Annotated in this window: 11 protein-coding genes and 1 pseudogene; 4 read left to right on the plus strand and 8 right to left on the minus strand. The window is 65.9% G+C overall.

Going from position 1 to position 16,410, the window contains the following annotated elements; all coding sequences use genetic code 11:
- The 3 genes and pseudogenes from AU188_RS25490 to AU188_RS07710 all read left to right on the plus strand — a co-directional run.
- Window positions 1-204 (plus strand): annotated as a pseudogene (locus AU188_RS25490) (IniB N-terminal domain-containing protein); the annotation flags it as partial.
- 106 nt (window positions 205-310) lie between these two features.
- Window positions 311-2,188 (plus strand): dynamin family protein, encoded by a 1,878-nt coding sequence (locus tag AU188_RS07705; protein ID WP_059163150.1) that lies wholly within the window; start codon window positions 311-313, stop codon window positions 2,186-2,188.
- A 79-nt stretch (window positions 2,189-2,267) separates the two neighbouring features.
- Window positions 2,268-3,764, plus strand: coding sequence for a dynamin family protein (locus AU188_RS07710; protein ID WP_059163151.1), 1,497 nt, complete (start codon window positions 2,268-2,270; stop codon window positions 3,762-3,764).
- A gap of 73 nt (window positions 3,765-3,837) precedes the next feature.
- Here the strand turns inward: AU188_RS07710 and AU188_RS07715 are convergent, their stop codons facing one another.
- The 8 genes from AU188_RS07715 to AU188_RS07750 form a co-directional block, all read right to left on the minus strand.
- A complete protein-coding gene (locus tag AU188_RS07715) occupies window positions 3,838-5,064 on the minus strand; it encodes a glycosyltransferase (protein ID WP_059163152.1) in 1,227 nt (408 codons plus the stop codon).
- A 3-nt stretch (window positions 5,065-5,067) separates the two neighbouring features.
- Entirely contained in the window at window positions 5,068-8,259 is a 3,192-nt protein-coding gene (locus AU188_RS07720; RefSeq protein WP_059163153.1) for an ATP-binding protein, read from the minus strand.
- A gap of 108 nt (window positions 8,260-8,367) precedes the next feature.
- On the minus strand, window positions 8,368-8,835 hold the full coding sequence (locus AU188_RS07725) for a hypothetical protein (protein ID WP_059163154.1): 468 nt from the start codon (window positions 8,833-8,835) through the stop codon (window positions 8,368-8,370).
- Between the two features lie 17 nt (window positions 8,836-8,852).
- Window positions 8,853-9,299 (minus strand): hypothetical protein, encoded by a 447-nt coding sequence (locus tag AU188_RS07730; protein WP_059163155.1) that lies wholly within the window; start codon window positions 9,297-9,299, stop codon window positions 8,853-8,855.
- Window positions 9,300-9,338: 39 nt separating this feature from the next.
- Complete coding sequence (locus AU188_RS07735; protein ID WP_156426609.1) at window positions 9,339-10,271, minus strand: LLM class F420-dependent oxidoreductase; 933 nt, start codon at window positions 10,269-10,271, stop codon at window positions 9,339-9,341.
- Window positions 10,272-10,348: 77 nt separating this feature from the next.
- Window positions 10,349-12,697 carry an arylsulfatase gene (locus AU188_RS07740; protein WP_059163157.1) on the minus strand — a complete coding sequence of 783 codons (2,349 nt, stop codon included), beginning with the start codon at window positions 12,695-12,697 and terminating at the stop codon, window positions 10,349-10,351.
- A gap of 52 nt (window positions 12,698-12,749) precedes the next feature.
- Window positions 12,750-13,346, minus strand: a complete 597-nt coding sequence (locus tag AU188_RS07745; RefSeq protein ID WP_059163158.1) for a hypothetical protein — start codon at window positions 13,344-13,346, stop codon at window positions 12,750-12,752.
- A 90-nt stretch (window positions 13,347-13,436) separates the two neighbouring features.
- Window positions 13,437-14,903 (minus strand): WS/DGAT/MGAT family O-acyltransferase, encoded by a 1,467-nt coding sequence (locus AU188_RS07750; RefSeq protein WP_059163159.1) that lies wholly within the window; start codon window positions 14,901-14,903, stop codon window positions 13,437-13,439.
- A 114-nt stretch (window positions 14,904-15,017) separates the two neighbouring features.
- On the opposite strand from AU188_RS07750, the gene AU188_RS07755 reads away from it, so the two are divergent.
- Entirely contained in the window at window positions 15,018-16,391 is a 1,374-nt protein-coding gene (locus AU188_RS07755; RefSeq protein WP_059163160.1) for a PucR family transcriptional regulator, read from the plus strand.
- Window positions 16,392-16,410: the final 19 nt, after the last annotated feature.

Genomic DNA, 16,410 nt, shown 5'->3' on the forward strand with positions numbered 1-16,410 from the left:
ACCACCAATGTCGATGGCAACCAGACCACCGTCGGAGACATCGACGGCGGGGTGTCCGGCGGCATCTCCGGAGGCTCGAGTGTGGAGGACAACTCGGTGGACAACTCCGTCGACAACTCCGGGCAGGACAACTCGGTCGACAACTCCGGTCAGGTCAACACCGACGTCGATGTCGACACCACCGTCGACGCCGGCCTGTTCTGACCCACGACCACACAGCCCAACTGGCGGGGATCAAACCGTGATCCCCGCCAGTCGGCACGTCTACCGTTGACTGACCGGCCCACCCGGTCTCCGACACGAGGACTCCATGACGCAACCGAACGACCCCCGCAAGGCTCCATCGGCTGATCCCCGCAAGGTCAAGGTCATCGTCGAACTGATCGACCACACCGGCAAGATCGCCGATGCCAACGATCGCGGCGATCTGGTCGAGCGGCTGGCCAAGGCCAAGGTTCGCATCACCGACCCGCAGATCCGGGTGGTGGTCGCCGGTCAGCTCAAGCAGGGCAAGAGCCAGCTGCTGAACTCGCTGTTGAATGTCCCCGTCGCGCGGGTCGGCGACGACGAGAGCACGGTGCTGGCGACGGTGGTGACCTACGGCGAGACGGCAACCGCGAAGCTGATCGTCGCGCGGGGCGAGGGCGAGGAACCGGAAGCCGTCGAGATCCCGATGGCCGACATCAGGAACGATCTGCGGCGGGCGCCGCAGGCCGGCGGCCGAGAGGTGATCCGCGTCGAGGTCACCGCGGCCAGCCCGCTGCTCAAGAACGGCTTGGCGTTCGTGGACACGCCGGGTGTCGGCGGTCACGGCCAGCCGCACCTTTCGGCGACGTTGGGTCTGCTACCCGACGCCGACGCGGTGCTGATGTGCAGCGATACCAGCCAGGAGTTCACCGAACCCGAGATGACGTTCATGCGCCAGGCATTCGAAATATGCCCTGTCGCAGCGATTATCGCCACCAAGACCGACCTCTATCCGCACTGGCGCCAGATCGTGGAGGCCAACAACGGTCACTTGCAGCGCGCCGGCCTGTCGGTGCCGATGATCCCGTCGTCGGCGCTGTTGCGCGCCCACGCGATCCAGCTCAACGACAAGGAACTCAACGAGGAGTCGAACTTCCCGGCCATCGTGAGGTTCCTCAGCGAGCAGGTGCTGTCGCGCCAGAACGACCGGATTCGCGATCACGTCGTCAGCGAAATCCACTCCGCGGCCGAGCATCTGACGCTGAAGGTGAAGGCCGAGCTGTCGGCGCTCAACGACCCGGGCACCCGCGACCGGCTCAAGGAGGACCTCGAGCGGCGCAAGCAGGAGGCCCAGGACGCGCTGCAGCAGACGGCGCTGTGGCAGCAGGTGCTCAACGACGGAATCGCGGACCTGACCGCCGATGTCGACCATGACCTGCGCGGTCGGTTCCGGGTCATCGGCCAGCACATCGAGAAGGTCATCGACTCCTGCGATCCGACCCAGCATTGGGCCGAGATCGGTGCGGAACTCGAGAACGCGGTCGCCACCGCGGTGGGCGACAACTTCGTCTGGGCCTACCAGCGTGCCGAGGTGTTGGCCGCCGAGGTCGCCCGCACGTTCGTCGAGGCGGGTCTGGACGCCGTGAACATGCCGGAGCTGGACCCCAGCCGGATGGGCGCGAGCCTCGGGGAGATGAAGTCGCTGGGCCGCTTGGAGGCCAAGCAGTTGACCAAGGGCCGCAAGCTGACCATGGGCATGCAGGGCTCGTACGGTGGTGTGCTGATGTTCGGCATGATGACGTCGTTCGCGGGATTGGGCATGTTCAACCCGATCTCGCTCGGCGCGGGTCTGCTGATGGGACGCACCGCGTACAAGGAGAACGTGGAGAACCGGATGCTGCGGGTGCGCAACGAGGCCAAGACCAACACCCGACGGTTCATCGACGACACGCAGTTCGCGGTCAGCAAGGAATCGCGTGACCGGCTCAAAGCCATCCAGCGGCAGTTGCGCGACCACTACCGCGGCATCGCGAACCAGACGACCAGGTCGCTCAACGAATCGCTGCAGGCGACGCTGGCGGCGGCGCAGGTCGAGGAGGCCGAACGCAACGGCCGGATCCGAGAACTCGAGCGCCAGCTCAACATCCTCAATCAGGTCACCGAGCACGCGGTCAAGCTGATGCCCGGCCAATACGCGCCCGAACCCGTGGCAACCACGTAACCGCGCCGGTATCTAAGCTGGGTCTTTGGCCATTACCGAGGGGCCATTGCCGAACGGGAGGACGCCGAGGTAGCGCGAGATGAGCACTAGCGATCAGGTGCGCGCGATCCTCGGCGGAACCATCCAGGCCTACCGGGCCGACCCCGCTTACCGTCATCGTCCCGACGTGCACAACGAGTTGGAGCGCATCGGCGGTCGACTCAACCAGCCGATCCGCATCGCGCTGGCGGGCACGCTGAAGGCCGGCAAGTCGACGTTGGTGAACGCGCTTGTGGGCGAAGACATCGCGCCAACCGACGCCACCGAAGCCACGCGGATCGTGACGTGGTTCCGGCACGGACCCACGCCGAAGGTGACCGCAAATCACCGCGGCGGCAGGCGGTCCAACGTGCCGATCGGGCGGGACCCGAACGAGGGCGGGCTGACCTTCGACTTCGCCAGCCTCGACCCCGAGGACATCATCGACCTCGACGTCGAGTGGCCGGCCGCCGAGTTGATTGACACCACGATCATCGACACCCCGGGCACGTCGTCACTGTCCCGGGACGTCTCCGAGCGCACCCTGCGCCTGCTGGTGCCCGACGACGGCGTGCCGCGTGTCGACGCGGTGGTCTTCCTGTTGCGCACACTGAACGCCGCCGACATCGCGCTGCTCAAACAGATCGGCGAATTGGTCGGCGGCTCCGCCGGGGCGCTCGGCGTGATCGGGGTCGCGTCCCGCGCCGACGAGATCGGGGCCGGGCGAATCGACGCGATGCTGTCGGCCAAGGACGTCGCGACGCGGTTCACCGCCGAGATGGAGAGGACCGGCACGTGTCAGGCGGTGGTGCCGGTTTCGGGCCTGCTGGCATTGACGGCACGGACGCTGCGGCAGAGCGAGTTCGTCGCGCTGGAGAAGCTCGCCGGGGTGGACGCCGCCGAACTGACCAAGGCGATGTTGTCGGTGGACCGCTTCGTCCGCGAGGACAGTTCGCTGCCGGTGGACGCGGCGACGCGGGCGGCGCTGCTGGACCGGTTCGGGATGTTCGGGATCCGGATCTCGATCGCGGTGTTGCGCGCCGGTGTCAGCGATTCGGTGGCGCTGGCCGACGAGTTGTTGGAGCGCAGCGGGCTGGTGGCGTTGCGGGAGGTCATCGACCAGCAGTTCGCGCAGCGGTCGGATCTGCTCAAGGCGCACACGGCGTTACTGTCGTTGCGGCAGTTCGTGCAGAACAACCCGATCTACGCGACGCCTTACATCCTCGCCGACATCGATCCGCTGCTGGCCGACACGCACGCGTTCGAAGAGCTGCGACTGTTGAGCCAGTTACGTTCGCGGCCAACGACTTTGAACGATGACGAGATGGCGTCGCTGCGCCGGATCATCGGCGGGTCCGGTACCGACGCGGCCAGCAGGCTCGGCCTGCAACCGGACAACCCGTACGACGGGCCGCGCGCAGCCTTCGCGGCGGCGCAGCGCTGGCGCAGACGCGCCGAGCACCCGTTGAACGATCCGTTCACCACCCGTGCGTGCCGGGCGGCGGTCCGCAGCGCCGAAGCGCTGGTCGCCGCCTACGCTGCGCACGGGCGGGCCTGACTTCTACACGCCGAGTGCACGGTTGGTGTACGCAAATCGCGCGGAACCGTGCGCAGAGCGGACTCGACGACGGCTAGCGGAGTATCCGCTGTTCGAACAGATCGGCGCCACGGGAGGTTCCGCCGGCGGCCTCGAATCCCGCGGCGACCCGCTTGGCGCCTTCCGTCATGGTCTGCGCCTGTCGCACTTTCGTCCGCAACCGCGGTGCTGTCAGTTCTTTCGCGGGCAACCGGGTGCCGCATCGGGCGACTTCGACTCTCCGCGCAACCTCGAATTGGTCTCGCCCGAAGGGCACGACGCACACCGGTACGCCATGGAGAAGCGCCTTTTGCGTCGCTCCCATCCCGCCGTGGGTGACGGCGCACACCGCGCGGGCCAGGACAGCCTCGTGGGGCACCATCCCAAAGACCGTCGCGTTGGGCGACGCCGTCAAACCCTCCGATGGGCCGGCCGGGACAGTGGCGATCACATGTACCGGTTCATCGGCCAACGCGGCCATCGCCGTCGAGACGAGTTCGGCGTCGGCCTGCGGCTCCGATGATGTCGTGACGAGGATGACCGGCCGATCGATTTCGGCCAGCCAGTCGCAGGGGGCGTCACTACCGGGATCCAGCGCGCAGGGCCCGATCATGTGGACGGCATCGCCCCAATCGGTCTGCTCGTACTGGAACGGCTTACCGGTTGCCACAAACATCAGCGGTGCTCGACGAAGGTACTCGTCTGCCGAATTGACCGCAGGTAGGCAAACGTCGGCGCGGATTCTGTTGATCGCCTGCAGCAATGCCTTTTCGATCGACCGCGAGACCACGGCTTGTATCACCGCATCGCGGGTCCGGCCGAGCACTCCTCGCACCGGTTTGAGACCCAACCCGAAGGGCGGAACCCCGGGGGACCGCATCGGAGGTGTATACGGCGAGAAGCACGCCCAAGGAATGTCACCGGCCTCGGCCGCCGACAGCGCCCCCCAGCAGTTCACATCGATCAGCAGCGCATCCGGCGCAACGCACGCAACCGCGGCGGCGAGGTCGGTGGCTTCGTGTACGGCGCGTCGGCCGAAAGCCGCGACGCCGATCTGCAGGGCGCGGCGAGGGTCGGTCGTGTCTCCGTCGCCGAGCGGGATGCTCTCGATGCGAGGGTCGATCGCGGTGGTGTCGAAACCCAGGCGTTCTGCCATGTCGACCGCGCTGGACAGCGTGCGGAGATGGATGGTGTGGCCGCGGTGTGACAATTCCGATAGCAGCGCGCTGATCGGCAGCATGTGGCCGAGCGCGGGGGAGGTATACGCGAGGATTCTCGCCACGTCTCACACCATTCCGGCTTGCACAGTCGATTCATCCGCGAGCCGGTGCGCTTCGGCCAATCTGCCTCGGGCGTCGAGCCTTTCGCACAGCTGAAGGTAGAGGGCGGCCTCCTTGGCGAAGGTAGCCGAGCGATCTTCGGCCCGGGCCAGCAGGGCGCGAGCCTTCAGCCACCACAAGTCGAGAGCGGGTATTCCGGGACGCTCGTCCTGCCACTTCTCGACGATTCGATGCGCCTCGACGAGGTCGTCGTCTGTTCCCCGTTCGACGAGGAGGTCGATCAGGGCTTCATTGCCGACCACACCGAAAACCGGCGAGCAGCTGCTGCTTTGCGACGGCAGAGTTCGAAGTTCGTCGATCGCTTGGCTTCTTGCTCCACGACGGGCAGCGTCCAATGCAAGATCGCAGTCAATCGTCGTCAATCCGACCACTCCTACCCGGTACTTCATGATGTTCGCCCGCGCGCGTCGAAGCACGTCCACCGCTTCTTCACGGTGCTCCTGGCCCGCCCGCAGCAGGACCGTGCCATAGGCCCACTGCGCGATGACGATGCCACAGGCATCGCCGAACGCCTCTGCACGGCTGAGCGCGTCACGTGTGTTATGGACCAGATCGGCGGCCTTGCACAGGCCTAGGGACGACATCACACTCCAGTAGAATTGCACCCCCGCATAGTTGATGGCGGGGAGTGAGACCGCTTGGCGCATTCCTTCATCGAGATGACGTCGACCGATCTCCGGGTTGCCTAGGCATGCCTCCATGGTCCCGCGAAGTGCTATGGCTGGAGCCACTTCGACGGGTGGCACATCCGGTACCGAGTCGATGATTCCGTCGACCGCCCGCAGCGCACCTTTGAAATCGCAACTTGCGAAATAGCAATGCGCTAGCGAGTTCAGGATGATTCCCCGGGTCTCTGCATCGAGGTCTGGACTCGCTGCCAGCGCGTCCAGTTGCGGCAGCATCGGCGCGGCGTCGGAAACGCGGAAGCCGTTCACGGTCAGAGAAAAAATGCGCCCGGCCGTGCCAAGACCGAGCAACTTGAGATCACCGGCGGCTATGGCGAGTTCACGGAACTCTTCGTACCGCTCATCGGTATCCGGGGCATCGCCGGTGTACAGCAGTGTGGACATCAACATGGCGCGCGGAGCGACACGCTTCTCGAGGACGTTGTCGTGGCCGTCGGGGAGTTGGTCGGCAACGCGCCGGGCGCTGTCCCACTCTGCGCGTGCGGCACGCACATCCCGCGGCCGAAGCCATTCCGCCGCGCGCATGTGCCATCGGTATGCATCCGGCAGATCACCGGCGCCTTCGAGGTGCGTCGCGACCAATGCCGCGTTCTCTTCGGTGGCACTCGGGTCACGCGCTTCGATTGCGGCGGCAAGCCGACGGTGTGCTCGGGACCGGGCGCCGCTCAGCTGCGAGTCATAGGCGACCGTGCGCACCAGCGGGTGGTGGAAGCAATAGCGTTGACGCGGCACGAATTCCGTCTGGTCGATCAGTTCGGCGGACACGAGTTCGGCCAACCCGGGTGACACCGCACCTGTGCGCAGCACCTGGAGGGTCTCGACGTCGAACCGGGTACCGATCACGGCCGCCGAATTCAGGATCGCCTTGGCGTCGGCGGACAAGCGATCGATGCGAGCCGCGAGCACGGCCTGAACAGTTGCAGGAACGGATATTTCGCCGATGTGCGTGATCAATCGGTAGCTGCCACGGCTTCCGGACAGCGCTCCGCGACCGGCGAGATCGCGAACGATCTCCTCGATGAAGAACGGATACCCGGCTGCTGCGTCGGCGATCCGATCCGCAACACCCACCAGCGACGGGTCGGTGCCGAGGATCTGGCCCAGCAACTCCAGCGTTTTCGACTTCGTCAGTGGTTGAAGTGTCAGGGTGTGCTGCGAATGGCGGTGTAACGCTCCGTGGAACTCGGGACGGTAGGTTGTGACGAATATCGACGTCGTCGGGGCGAGCATGGCGGCGAATTCGGCGAGGACGGCGTCGCTGGGTTCGTCGATCCAGTGCGCGTCGTCGAGAACGAACACGAATCGGGTCGGGTGTGCCCGCACGGCTCGGCCCATCAGTTCCACCAGTCGCCGACGTCGGCCGTCGGCTCCGATCTGCACCGCAGGCGCGTCCGGGTCTGCGATACCCATGGCGTCGAACAGGATCTGCGCATCCATCGAGTACGGTTGCAGGCCCGCACAGGCCGCCAATGTGTGCCGGCGAGCGTCGTTGTCGCTTTGCCCCTCGACGCCGAACATGGCGCGCAGCAACCGCGTCACCGCTCGGAATGCGAGCTTCGTGGTATGTGCTTCGCAGCGGGCGAGCACCACCTGGGCGCCTTCGTTGGCCACTGCCGTGCTGAACTCCCGGATGAGCCGGCTCTTCCCGAGCCCGGGGCCACCGACTATCCCGACCAGCGATCCCCGTCGCGCCGCGAAGAGGCTCCGTAGTCGATCCAGCTCAGCGTCGCGGCCGAGCATGAGTCCTTCGTTGCGTCCCAATATGATTCGGCCGGATTCAACGCCGAGAAGTTCGCGCGCCGGCACGGACGTGTCGCTGCCTTTGATCGCGATCTCACGAACAGGGCCGAGCCGCGCTTCGTCTTCGACGAGCTGAGCGGTCGACATCGAGCACAAGGCGCCGCCCGGCGCAGCGGCCGCCTCCATCCGTTGAGCCATCCCGACGGGATGACCGATTGCCGTGTAACTGCCTGGACCCGAGCCGATTTCACCGGCGATGACTTCACCGGAGTTCAGGCCGACGCGCACGTGCAATGTGACACCGTCCCGGTTGAGCACTTCCTCCGCTAGCTCTCGGGCCACCGACTGGATCTCCAGCGCTGCTATGCAGGCCCGCAGCGCGTGATCTTCAAGAGCCCTTGGAGCGCCGAACAATGCCATCAAGCCGTCGCCGGTGAACTTGTCGACGGTTCCCTGGTAGCGCTGCACCACCGCCCCGGCGCGGTTGAACAGCTCATGCATGAGCTCTTGCAGCCGCTCGGCGTCCAGCCGCGCCGCGAGTTGCATCGAGCCGACAACGTCGGCGAACAGCACCGTTACGTGCTTGTGCTCACCGTCGGGCTGCCGCGGGGAAACCCCGACCCCGCAGGCGTCGCAGAAGCGCGCTCCGGCGCGAAGGCCATGACCACATGACCCACACCGATCGGCGATTGCACTGGGCGGACTGGCCATCCCCCGATATCTCCTGCGCCGTCAATTTGCGCATCGATCATCGCAAATCTGGCAGCGAAGCGGTTGATAACCGACAAGCTGGTGGAGGGGCGGGCGGCTCGACGGCGGCTACGGCCCTGGCGGTGGTGCCGTCACGGTCTCGGTGACCGTTTCGGTGCTGGTCTCCGTGCTGGTGCTGACACTGGTCGTCGGCGGCACGGTCGTCGTGGTGGTCGTGGTCGTGGTCGGCTCGGTGGTCGTCGTGGTCGGCGGTGCGATGGTGGTGGGAGTGACGGTTTCGGTGACGGTTTCCGGTGTCGCGGTCGTGGTGGCCGTCGCGGTGCGTGTCGTCGTGGTCAGCGGAGTCAACGAGGTCGGTTCGGTGGTGGTGTCGTCGTTGCTGATCAGGTTGGCGAGCCCCCACACGATCAGGGCGACGACCAATGCGCCGAGCGCGCCGAAGGAGACCAGGGCCGCGGGCTTGCGGTACCAGGGAACGGGCGGTTGGCCATAGCCACCGTCGTCGCCGTAGTCGATGTAGGCGGTGGGTTCGTTGTCGGGATAGTTCGGGTCGTCGGGAGGTCCGTTTCGCGCCACGGGCCGATAGTAAGCGCTCAGGGGTACGGATCGAAGGTCCGCGTCACATTCGTGCGGGGTCTCCGGCGCGTCGTCCGCTCGGTGGACTCCTCGCTCTCATCTTCCTCGAGGGTCGGCGACGCGCTGGTCGTCTGGGGGCTCGACTCGCTGGTTGAGGTCGGCAACGGTGACGTCGATGGATCGAGCGGCCCGCCGATCTCGGTCGTCTGGGGCGGACTGGTGCTGGTGATGGTCTGGGTGGTGGTGGGTGTGTCCACCGGCGGCGGCGTCGCCGAGAACGTCGGTTCGACGAAGTTCAGCGGCGCCTCCTCGGGCTCGCTGAAATGCCGAGACAGGTAGGTGATGGCGAGAATCAGCACGGCGACGACGGCGAGGGCGACCGCGCTGGCGCCGACGACCAGGGGCGTGCGATTGTGCCAGGGCTGCGACGCGCCTTCTGCGCCGTCATAGTCGTAGTTGGGCACCGCCCCCGATGGTAGGGCGGCTTGCTCGCGGGCGCTTGCTCAGCGGAACTGCGGGATCACCTCGCCGGCGAAGAACTCCAGGTGCTCCAGGTCTGACATGTCGAGAACCTGCAGGTACACGCGCTGTACCCCGGCCTGGATGAAGGCGCCGAGCTTGTCGGCGATCTCCGCCGGGGTGCCGACCGTCGCGGAGTTGCTGCGCAGTTCGTCGACCTCACGGCCGATCGCGGCCGCCCGTCGGGTGATCTCGGCGTCGTCGCGCCCCGCGCACAGCACGAACGCTGCGGAGTAGGTCATCGACTCGGCGGACCGACCGGCCTCCGAGACGGCCGTCGCGACGCGCTCGAACTGGGTCTTGACCGTTTCCAGCGGCACGAACGGCACATTGAACTCGGCGGCGAACTTCGCGGCCAACGCCGGCGTCCGCTTGGCGCCCTGCCCTCCGATGATAATCGGCGGGTGGGGCGCCTGCGGGGGCTTGGGCAACCCGGGAGACTTGACGACCGTGTAGTGCTCGCCCGAGTAGTCGAACGTCTGGCCCTGCGGCGTCGTCCACAGGCCTGTGATGATCTCGAGGTGTTCGGTGAGCCGGTCGAAGCGTTCCCGCAGCGACGGGAAAGGGACCGCGTACGCCTGATGTTCGGCCTCGAACCAACCGGCACCGATGCCGAATTCCACTCGGCCACCGCTCATCTCGTCGACCTGCGCGACCGAGATCGCCAGCGGGCCCGGATACCGGAACGTCGCGGAGGTGACCATCGTGCCGAGCCGGATCGATGACGTCTCGCGGGCGATGCCTGCCAGCGTGACCCAGGAGTCGGTCGGACCCGGCAGGCCGTCGCCGCTCATCGCGAGGTAGTGGTCGGATCGAAAGAACGCCGAGTAGCCGAGTTCCTCTGCGGCCCGGGCGACGGCTAGTTGATCGCCGTAGGTGGCACCCTGCTGAGGCTCGACGAAGACACGGAAATCCAGCGATGAACTCACGGCCGCCAGCTTAAACGCGACCATGCCGCTGTCGCCCGCGGTGGAGCGCCGATGTTCGGCGGCGTTCAGGTGGTCGAGGTGTAGGCGACGTGCACGCGGTCGATGTGGCCCTCAAACGGAAACGGTGCGCGCTCGCGGTAGTCCAGCGACACCGGTGAGCCCAAACAGGTGCCGATGTCGAGGCAGTCATTGGCGGTGAACAACAACGGCGCACTGACTGGAACTCGTCCGGTCGCCACCGTGTCACTGCCGAGCTTGACCGTGATGTCGAGCGGTCCGGCGGGCCGCTGTTCGGCGTAACAAGTGGTCACGGTGATGGTGGCGCGCCCCGGCGGCAGCTTGTCGGTCGAGCGGATCTTGGTGCGCTGCAAGATGAAAAGGTTGTATTCGTAACACAGGTGGCCCTCGTCGAGGTAGCACGTCAACCCACCGGCACCCGAACCGAGCGCATAGAGCACACCGTTGGCGTCGGCGGGGATGTCCGCGTCGATGGTTACGACATTGTCCTTGTTGCCCAGCGCGGGCGCGCAGAACTCGGGCATTCGCACCATGTCGCCGGAGAACTCCCATTCCCGGTACGGCGGGGAGATTCTCAACTCGGGGTGATAGACGGGCACCCACAGCCCGCCGCCCACGGGCAGCACCGAATTTCGCGCGGCCTCGATCGCGAACATCTCCCGCATCTGAACGAGCTTGTCGGGCAGCTCGTCGGCAAGATCCTTGGCCTGTGACCAGTCCTCGTCAAGGTGATACAGCTCCCACACGTCGTTGTCGGGAGTCCAGGTGGCGATGCCTTCGGGCTGGCCGGGCACCCACGGCAACCGCGGCCCGCGGGCGCACGCCATCCACCCCTCGTGATAGATGGCGCGGCTGCCCATGATCTCGAAATACTGGGTCTTCTTCCCGCCTGTGGCGTTCCGGTCGGCCAAGGTGCGGGCGAAACTCGCGCCCGCGATGGGGATCTGTGGCTCGCCATTTACCACCCGCGGCGCCTCGATGCCGACGACCTCGTAGATGGTTGGCACGACATCGGTGCAGTGCAGGAACACGTCACGCGGCAGTGGGTCGGCAGAGATCTTCGCGGGCCACCGTACGGCCATGGGGTTACGGGTGCCGCCGAGGTGGGACGCGAGCAGCTTCATGCCCTTGTAGGGCGTGCTGCCCGCCCACGCCCACGCCGCATGGTACTGATTGTCGACCAGTGGGGAGCCCAGCACGTCCAGGCCGCCGAGTTCGTCGAGGACGTCGATGTGCTGGCGCACAGTGGTGGGAATCCCATTCTGCGCCAACAGCTCCGCGATGGTGCCGTTCTGCCCCTCGCCTGACGAGCCGTTGTCACCCCAGATGTAGAGGAACAGCGTGTTGTCGGCGTACCCGAGCCGGCCCAACTCGTCAGCGATGCGCCCCACTTGCACGTCGACGTGCTCGGCGTACCCGGCGGCGACTTCCATGAGGCGACGCTGGAAGGGCTTCTCGTCATCAGGGATGCTGTCCCAGGAGGCCAACGCGTCGTCGCGCTCGGTGAGCTGGCAGTCGGGCGGGATCCAGCCCTTCTCCTTGGCCCGCTCGAACACTCGCTGCCGGTAGGCATCCCAGCCGTCGTCGAACTTGCCGGAGTACTTGTCGGCCCACTCTTTCATGATGTGGTGCGGGCCGTGCAGACAGCCGCTGGCCCAGTACATGAAGAATGGCTTGTCGGCGTTGAATGCCTTATGCCGGCGCAACCACGCGATGGCGTCGTCGGCCAGATCCTCCGACAGGTGATAACCCTCCTCCGGTGTGCGCGGTGGCGCGACGACGGTGGTGTTGCGTACGAGATGCGGTTCGTATTGCGAGGCTTCCCCGGCCAAGAAGCCGTAGAAGTACTCGAATCCCAAACCCGTGGGCCAATTTTCGAACGGGCCGGCGGCGGTGGTCTCCTCAGCGGGCGTGTTGTGCCACTTGCCGAAAGCGGACGTGGCGTAGCCGTACTGCTTGAGCACCTCAGCGACCGTGGCGCTACTACGAGGGATCTTGCCGGCATATCCATCCCAGTCGTTGGCCAGCTCAGCGATCTGGCCGTTGCCGATCTCATGATGGTTGCGCCCGGTCAGTAGCGACGCCCGTGTCGGTGAGCACATCGCGGTGGTGTGAAAGCGGTTGTAGGACACTCCTTCCGCGCAGATTCGGTCCATGGTCTCGGTGCGGACCTCACCGCCGAACGTCGTCGGCAGACCCGGACCGGCATCATCGATGAGGACGATGACGATGTTGGGTGCGTCGTCGTGCAGGCGCCGCGGCACCGCCCGCTGGGCATAGGTGGATTCCTGCAGCGTGCGACCCGCGATGCTGGCAGATGGAACGGGCGCGAACGGCAACACTCCGCCACCCGGCAACTTCGGAGCCACTACGTCGGTGTCTGTATCCTCGGGCATTGCTGTCCTTTCGCCGCTCCCACTGTGTCAGCCTAGGCAATCAGTGCCGAGGTCACCCGAGGAACGGGTTGCGTTCCGGGAGAGGCTTGATCAACGGATCGAGTAGCTTGGCGGACTGCTCGACAGTGAGGACATCGATCGGATCCAGCTGAATGAACGCGCGTGCCCGCTCGTCGTACTCCCACACGTCTTCACCGACCAACCGACCGTTGTCATAAGGCCAGATCATGTGTTCGGCCGTCTTCACCAGATACGTGGCGTCCGGGTCCACCGGCACGCCCTCGGCTGCCAGGATGGCACCGGGCGTCTGCTGATAGATGAACGATGTCGACACGATCATGTCGTCGCTGATCGCCAGCTTCTCGTCGTCGACGTAGAAGATGCACTGGGCCGTGTGCGCCCACTCACGGTAGAGCGACTTCACTGCCTCGGCCCCCTCGACGGTCAGCGTCTTACCGAGCATGTTGAAGTGGTAGACGGGCGTTTCGACCGTCATGTCCGGGGCAAAAATCTCCTCATAGCGGCCGGCCATCTCCAGGTAGCGATGCCGGTTGTAGGCGTGCAGCAGATACAGATGGCGGGGATTGTCTGTGGTCTCGATCAATCGCTCCACGGCCCGGTTGGTCTGGGTGATGTCAAAACGGCTCATGTTCGGTTCCTTTCAGGGCGTTGTGAACAGGTTTCGCAGTTCGGATTTCTTGGATGTCGTCCATGCTGTTGCTGCTGAGCAGGTTTGCGGTCATGACGCCGCCTTCTGCGCAGCAATCCGCAGTTCGTCCAGGCCGGCGCGCAGGGCATCGAGGATTGACCACGGGTCGTCGACCACCTCGCGGTCGACGACGATGCCGAACTCGAGTGAATCCTGATAGCTCATCACGGTGATGTTGATGCCGATTCCGTCCAGCACTCCCGAGACCGGGAACTGCGCGCGTTGCCGGGTACCGCCGAGATACAACGGATTCGACGGCCCTGGGACGTTCGAAATCATCACGTTGGCAGGCTGATTGAGCCCGCGCACGCCCGCCAGCCGGGACATCGCCCGGGCCGCCTGTGCGAACAAGGCCGGTGGAATGAAGTGGTTGGCGTCCTGCAGCAGGGATGCCGGCAGCGCGCGGTGGCGCTCCTTGGCGCCGTGCATTGCCGCGTTGATTCGGCGCAGGCGCATCACCGGATCCGGCACGTCGGTTGGTAGCTGGGTGAGCATCACCGAAACGCGGTTTCCGAAGGTGCCCTTCTGCTCTGGTGTGCGCACCGACATCGGAATGAAGCTCGCGAGAGGTTCGGCTGGCAGCTCATTTCGCTCGTCGAGCCAGGACCGCAGACCTGCGGTGCAGATCGCCAGGACGACGTCGTTGACGGTGCAGCCGAAGGTGTTCTTGATCATCTTGACCTCGGCCAGCGACAACGAGCCGAACGCGACGCGGCGGTGCGGTGACACGCGAGCCTGGAAACGCGTCCGGGGCGCGGTGACGTCGCTGCCGCGCAAGGGCGCTCCGGCACCAGCCCCAAGCCCCCTTTTGAGCAGCCGGCCGCTGCGCGCGATGGATTTCACGCCAGGTAGGTGGCGAATCGTCGGAACGTCGTCGAGATGAGGCAACGCCGTGGGACCCGCGCGCAGAATCCGCAGCGGCTGGCTCATCAGCCCGACCAGACCACGGCCGAGCATCTCCACCTCCGACGGGTAGGTCTCCGCGACGACGTCCGGCGCCGACCCCGGCTCACTCCCGGGCTTCTCATCGAGCAGGATGCTCATGACCTCGGCACCGGAAAGGCCGTCGACCGCGGCGTGATGCATTTTTGTGAGCACCGCGACCCCGCCGTCCTGGAGGCCGTGGATGACGTACACCTCCCACAGCGGCCGTGCCCGGTCGAGCTGCCTGCCGATGATTCGAGCGACCTGCTCGGCGAGCTGTCGCTGGGTGCCCGGCGACGGCAGGGCGAGCTCGCGGACGTGGTACTCGATATCGAAGGTTCCGTCGTCGACCCAGTACGGGTAGTCGAGATCGAAGGGCACACGCGCGAGCCGCCAGCGGAACGTGGGCAGCAGGTGCAGGCGTTCGCTGATCACATCCCGAACGCGGTCTGCATCAAGGGTTTCGCCAGAGCTGGTGTGGGAGTCGTAGATCCCGAGCGCGCTGACGTGGCCCTGGACGCGGTCGTTCTCCATGGCCAGGAACTGTGCGTCGAGGCTGGTCAGTTGTCGCATGAAACGATGGTCGGTCGTCGGCGCCGGTTTTCTCTTGTCTGTACGCGCCAACGTCGATCCCGGCCGTTGTGCAATTTGCGCACCATCGGTTGGGCCCGGCGATAGCGTGCAGGCATGGAGCCGGTCTGGACGGGCGCGCATGGCGACGACCAGCGGCGGGTTTGGTCGTCGGTGCTGCGGCCCGCCGCTGCAGAACTCGCCGAGCGCGCCGGCGAGATCTCGCAGTCCGTGAACGATTACACCAGCGAGCGGTTGCCCGATCTGCTCGCCAGCGCCGAGGCGCTCGAAGTCAACCGCGCCAGCACCGAAGCGAGCATTCGTGACTTCGCCGAGGTGCTACAGGCCGGAGCCGATCCCGCCGAAGTGGCGCGCCTGTCTTCGCCGACCCTCGCCTACGCCCAGGACGGCGCGCAACACGGCATACCGCTGACCACCTTGATGCGCAGCTACCGGCTCGCCCACGCCGCAACTTCTCGCCACTTCAACGCGATCCTGCAGGCGCACGCGCGCGACGGCGAAGAACATAAGCTCGCATCCGAGTTGGGTTCGGACTGGATGTTCGCCTACGTCGACGCCGCGCTGTGTCTGGTCGAGGAGGTGTACACCACCGAGCGTGATCGGTGGCTGCGCAGCGCCGCCGCCAGCCAGGCCGAGACGATCAGCACGATCCTGGCCGGACAGCCGATCGACGCAGACGTCGCGACCAGGCGGTTGCACCACGACGTCCGCCGCGTGCATGTCGCGGCCATCGCCTGGCTCGAATCCCACGAAGAAGGGCGCAACACGCAAGCCCTTCTCGAAACGGCCATCCGCGATATCGCTTCCGCGATCGGAAATCAGAAGCCCCTCGTGCATTCGCTCGGGATACTGTCGGCCGCGGCCTGGATCAGCTCCCACAGCGCCGCACCGTCGAAAGTGTTGAATGAGTTGCGGTTTCGAACCGCTAACGCACCTGGCGTGCACATCGCTATCGGCGAGCCTGCCCGCGGCATCGCGGGCTTTCGCTCCAGCTATCTCGAAGCGCTCGAGGCGCAACGTATCGCACGTATGATCGGCCGCCCCGCCGGTAGCGTCACGCGCTACGACAACATCTCGCTACGCGCCATCGCCACCGTCGACGTCGGCCAGGCGCGGATGTTCGTTCGACGTGAGTTGGGCCGGTTGGGGTCGACGGATGAGACCACCCGTCGGCTGGCCGCCACGCTGCGGGCCTATCTCGACGAGAATTGCAGTCGCGGACGAACCGCCAAGCGACTACACGTTCACGACAACACGGTGGCCTACCGGATCCGTCAGGCGGAGGAGCTGCTGGGTAGATCGCTGGACAAGCGGACCCTCGAACTGCGTGTCGCGCTGGCTCTCGCCGAACTCGTTGGGGAGGCATCCGACGCGGGCACCGAGGCGCTGGCGCCATCCGCCGACAGTGGGATTGCGACACGGTGTCAACGCGCGACATGTGCGGGTAACCCACGTTCGGCGGCCAGCTAGGAGGGGTCAGCGAACCAGC

This window comes from Mycobacterium sp. IS-3022, from assembly GCF_001500065.1.
In the GTDB taxonomy this organism is placed as follows: Bacteria; Actinomycetota; Actinomycetes; order Mycobacteriales; family Mycobacteriaceae; genus Mycobacterium.

Coding starts and splice junctions, on each gene's coding strand:
- AU188_RS07705 (WP_059163150.1), top strand. CDS start 311: ATGACGCAACCGAACGACCCCCGCAAGGCTCCATCGGCTGATCCCCGC.
- AU188_RS07710 (WP_059163151.1), top strand. CDS start 2,268: ATGAGCACTAGCGATCAGGTGCGCGCGATCCTCGGCGGAACCATCCAG.
- AU188_RS07720 (WP_059163153.1), bottom strand. CDS start 8,259: ATGGCCAGTCCGCCCAGTGCAATCGCCGATCGGTGTGGGTCATGTGGT.
- AU188_RS07740 (WP_059163157.1), bottom strand. CDS start 12,697: ATGCCCGAGGATACAGACACCGACGTAGTGGCTCCGAAGTTGCCGGGT.
- AU188_RS07745 (WP_059163158.1), bottom strand. CDS start 13,346: ATGAGCCGTTTTGACATCACCCAGACCAACCGGGCCGTGGAGCGATTG.
- AU188_RS07750 (WP_059163159.1), bottom strand. CDS start 14,903: ATGCGACAACTGACCAGCCTCGACGCACAGTTCCTGGCCATGGAGAAC.
- AU188_RS07755 (WP_059163160.1), top strand. CDS start 15,018: ATGGAGCCGGTCTGGACGGGCGCGCATGGCGACGACCAGCGGCGGGTT.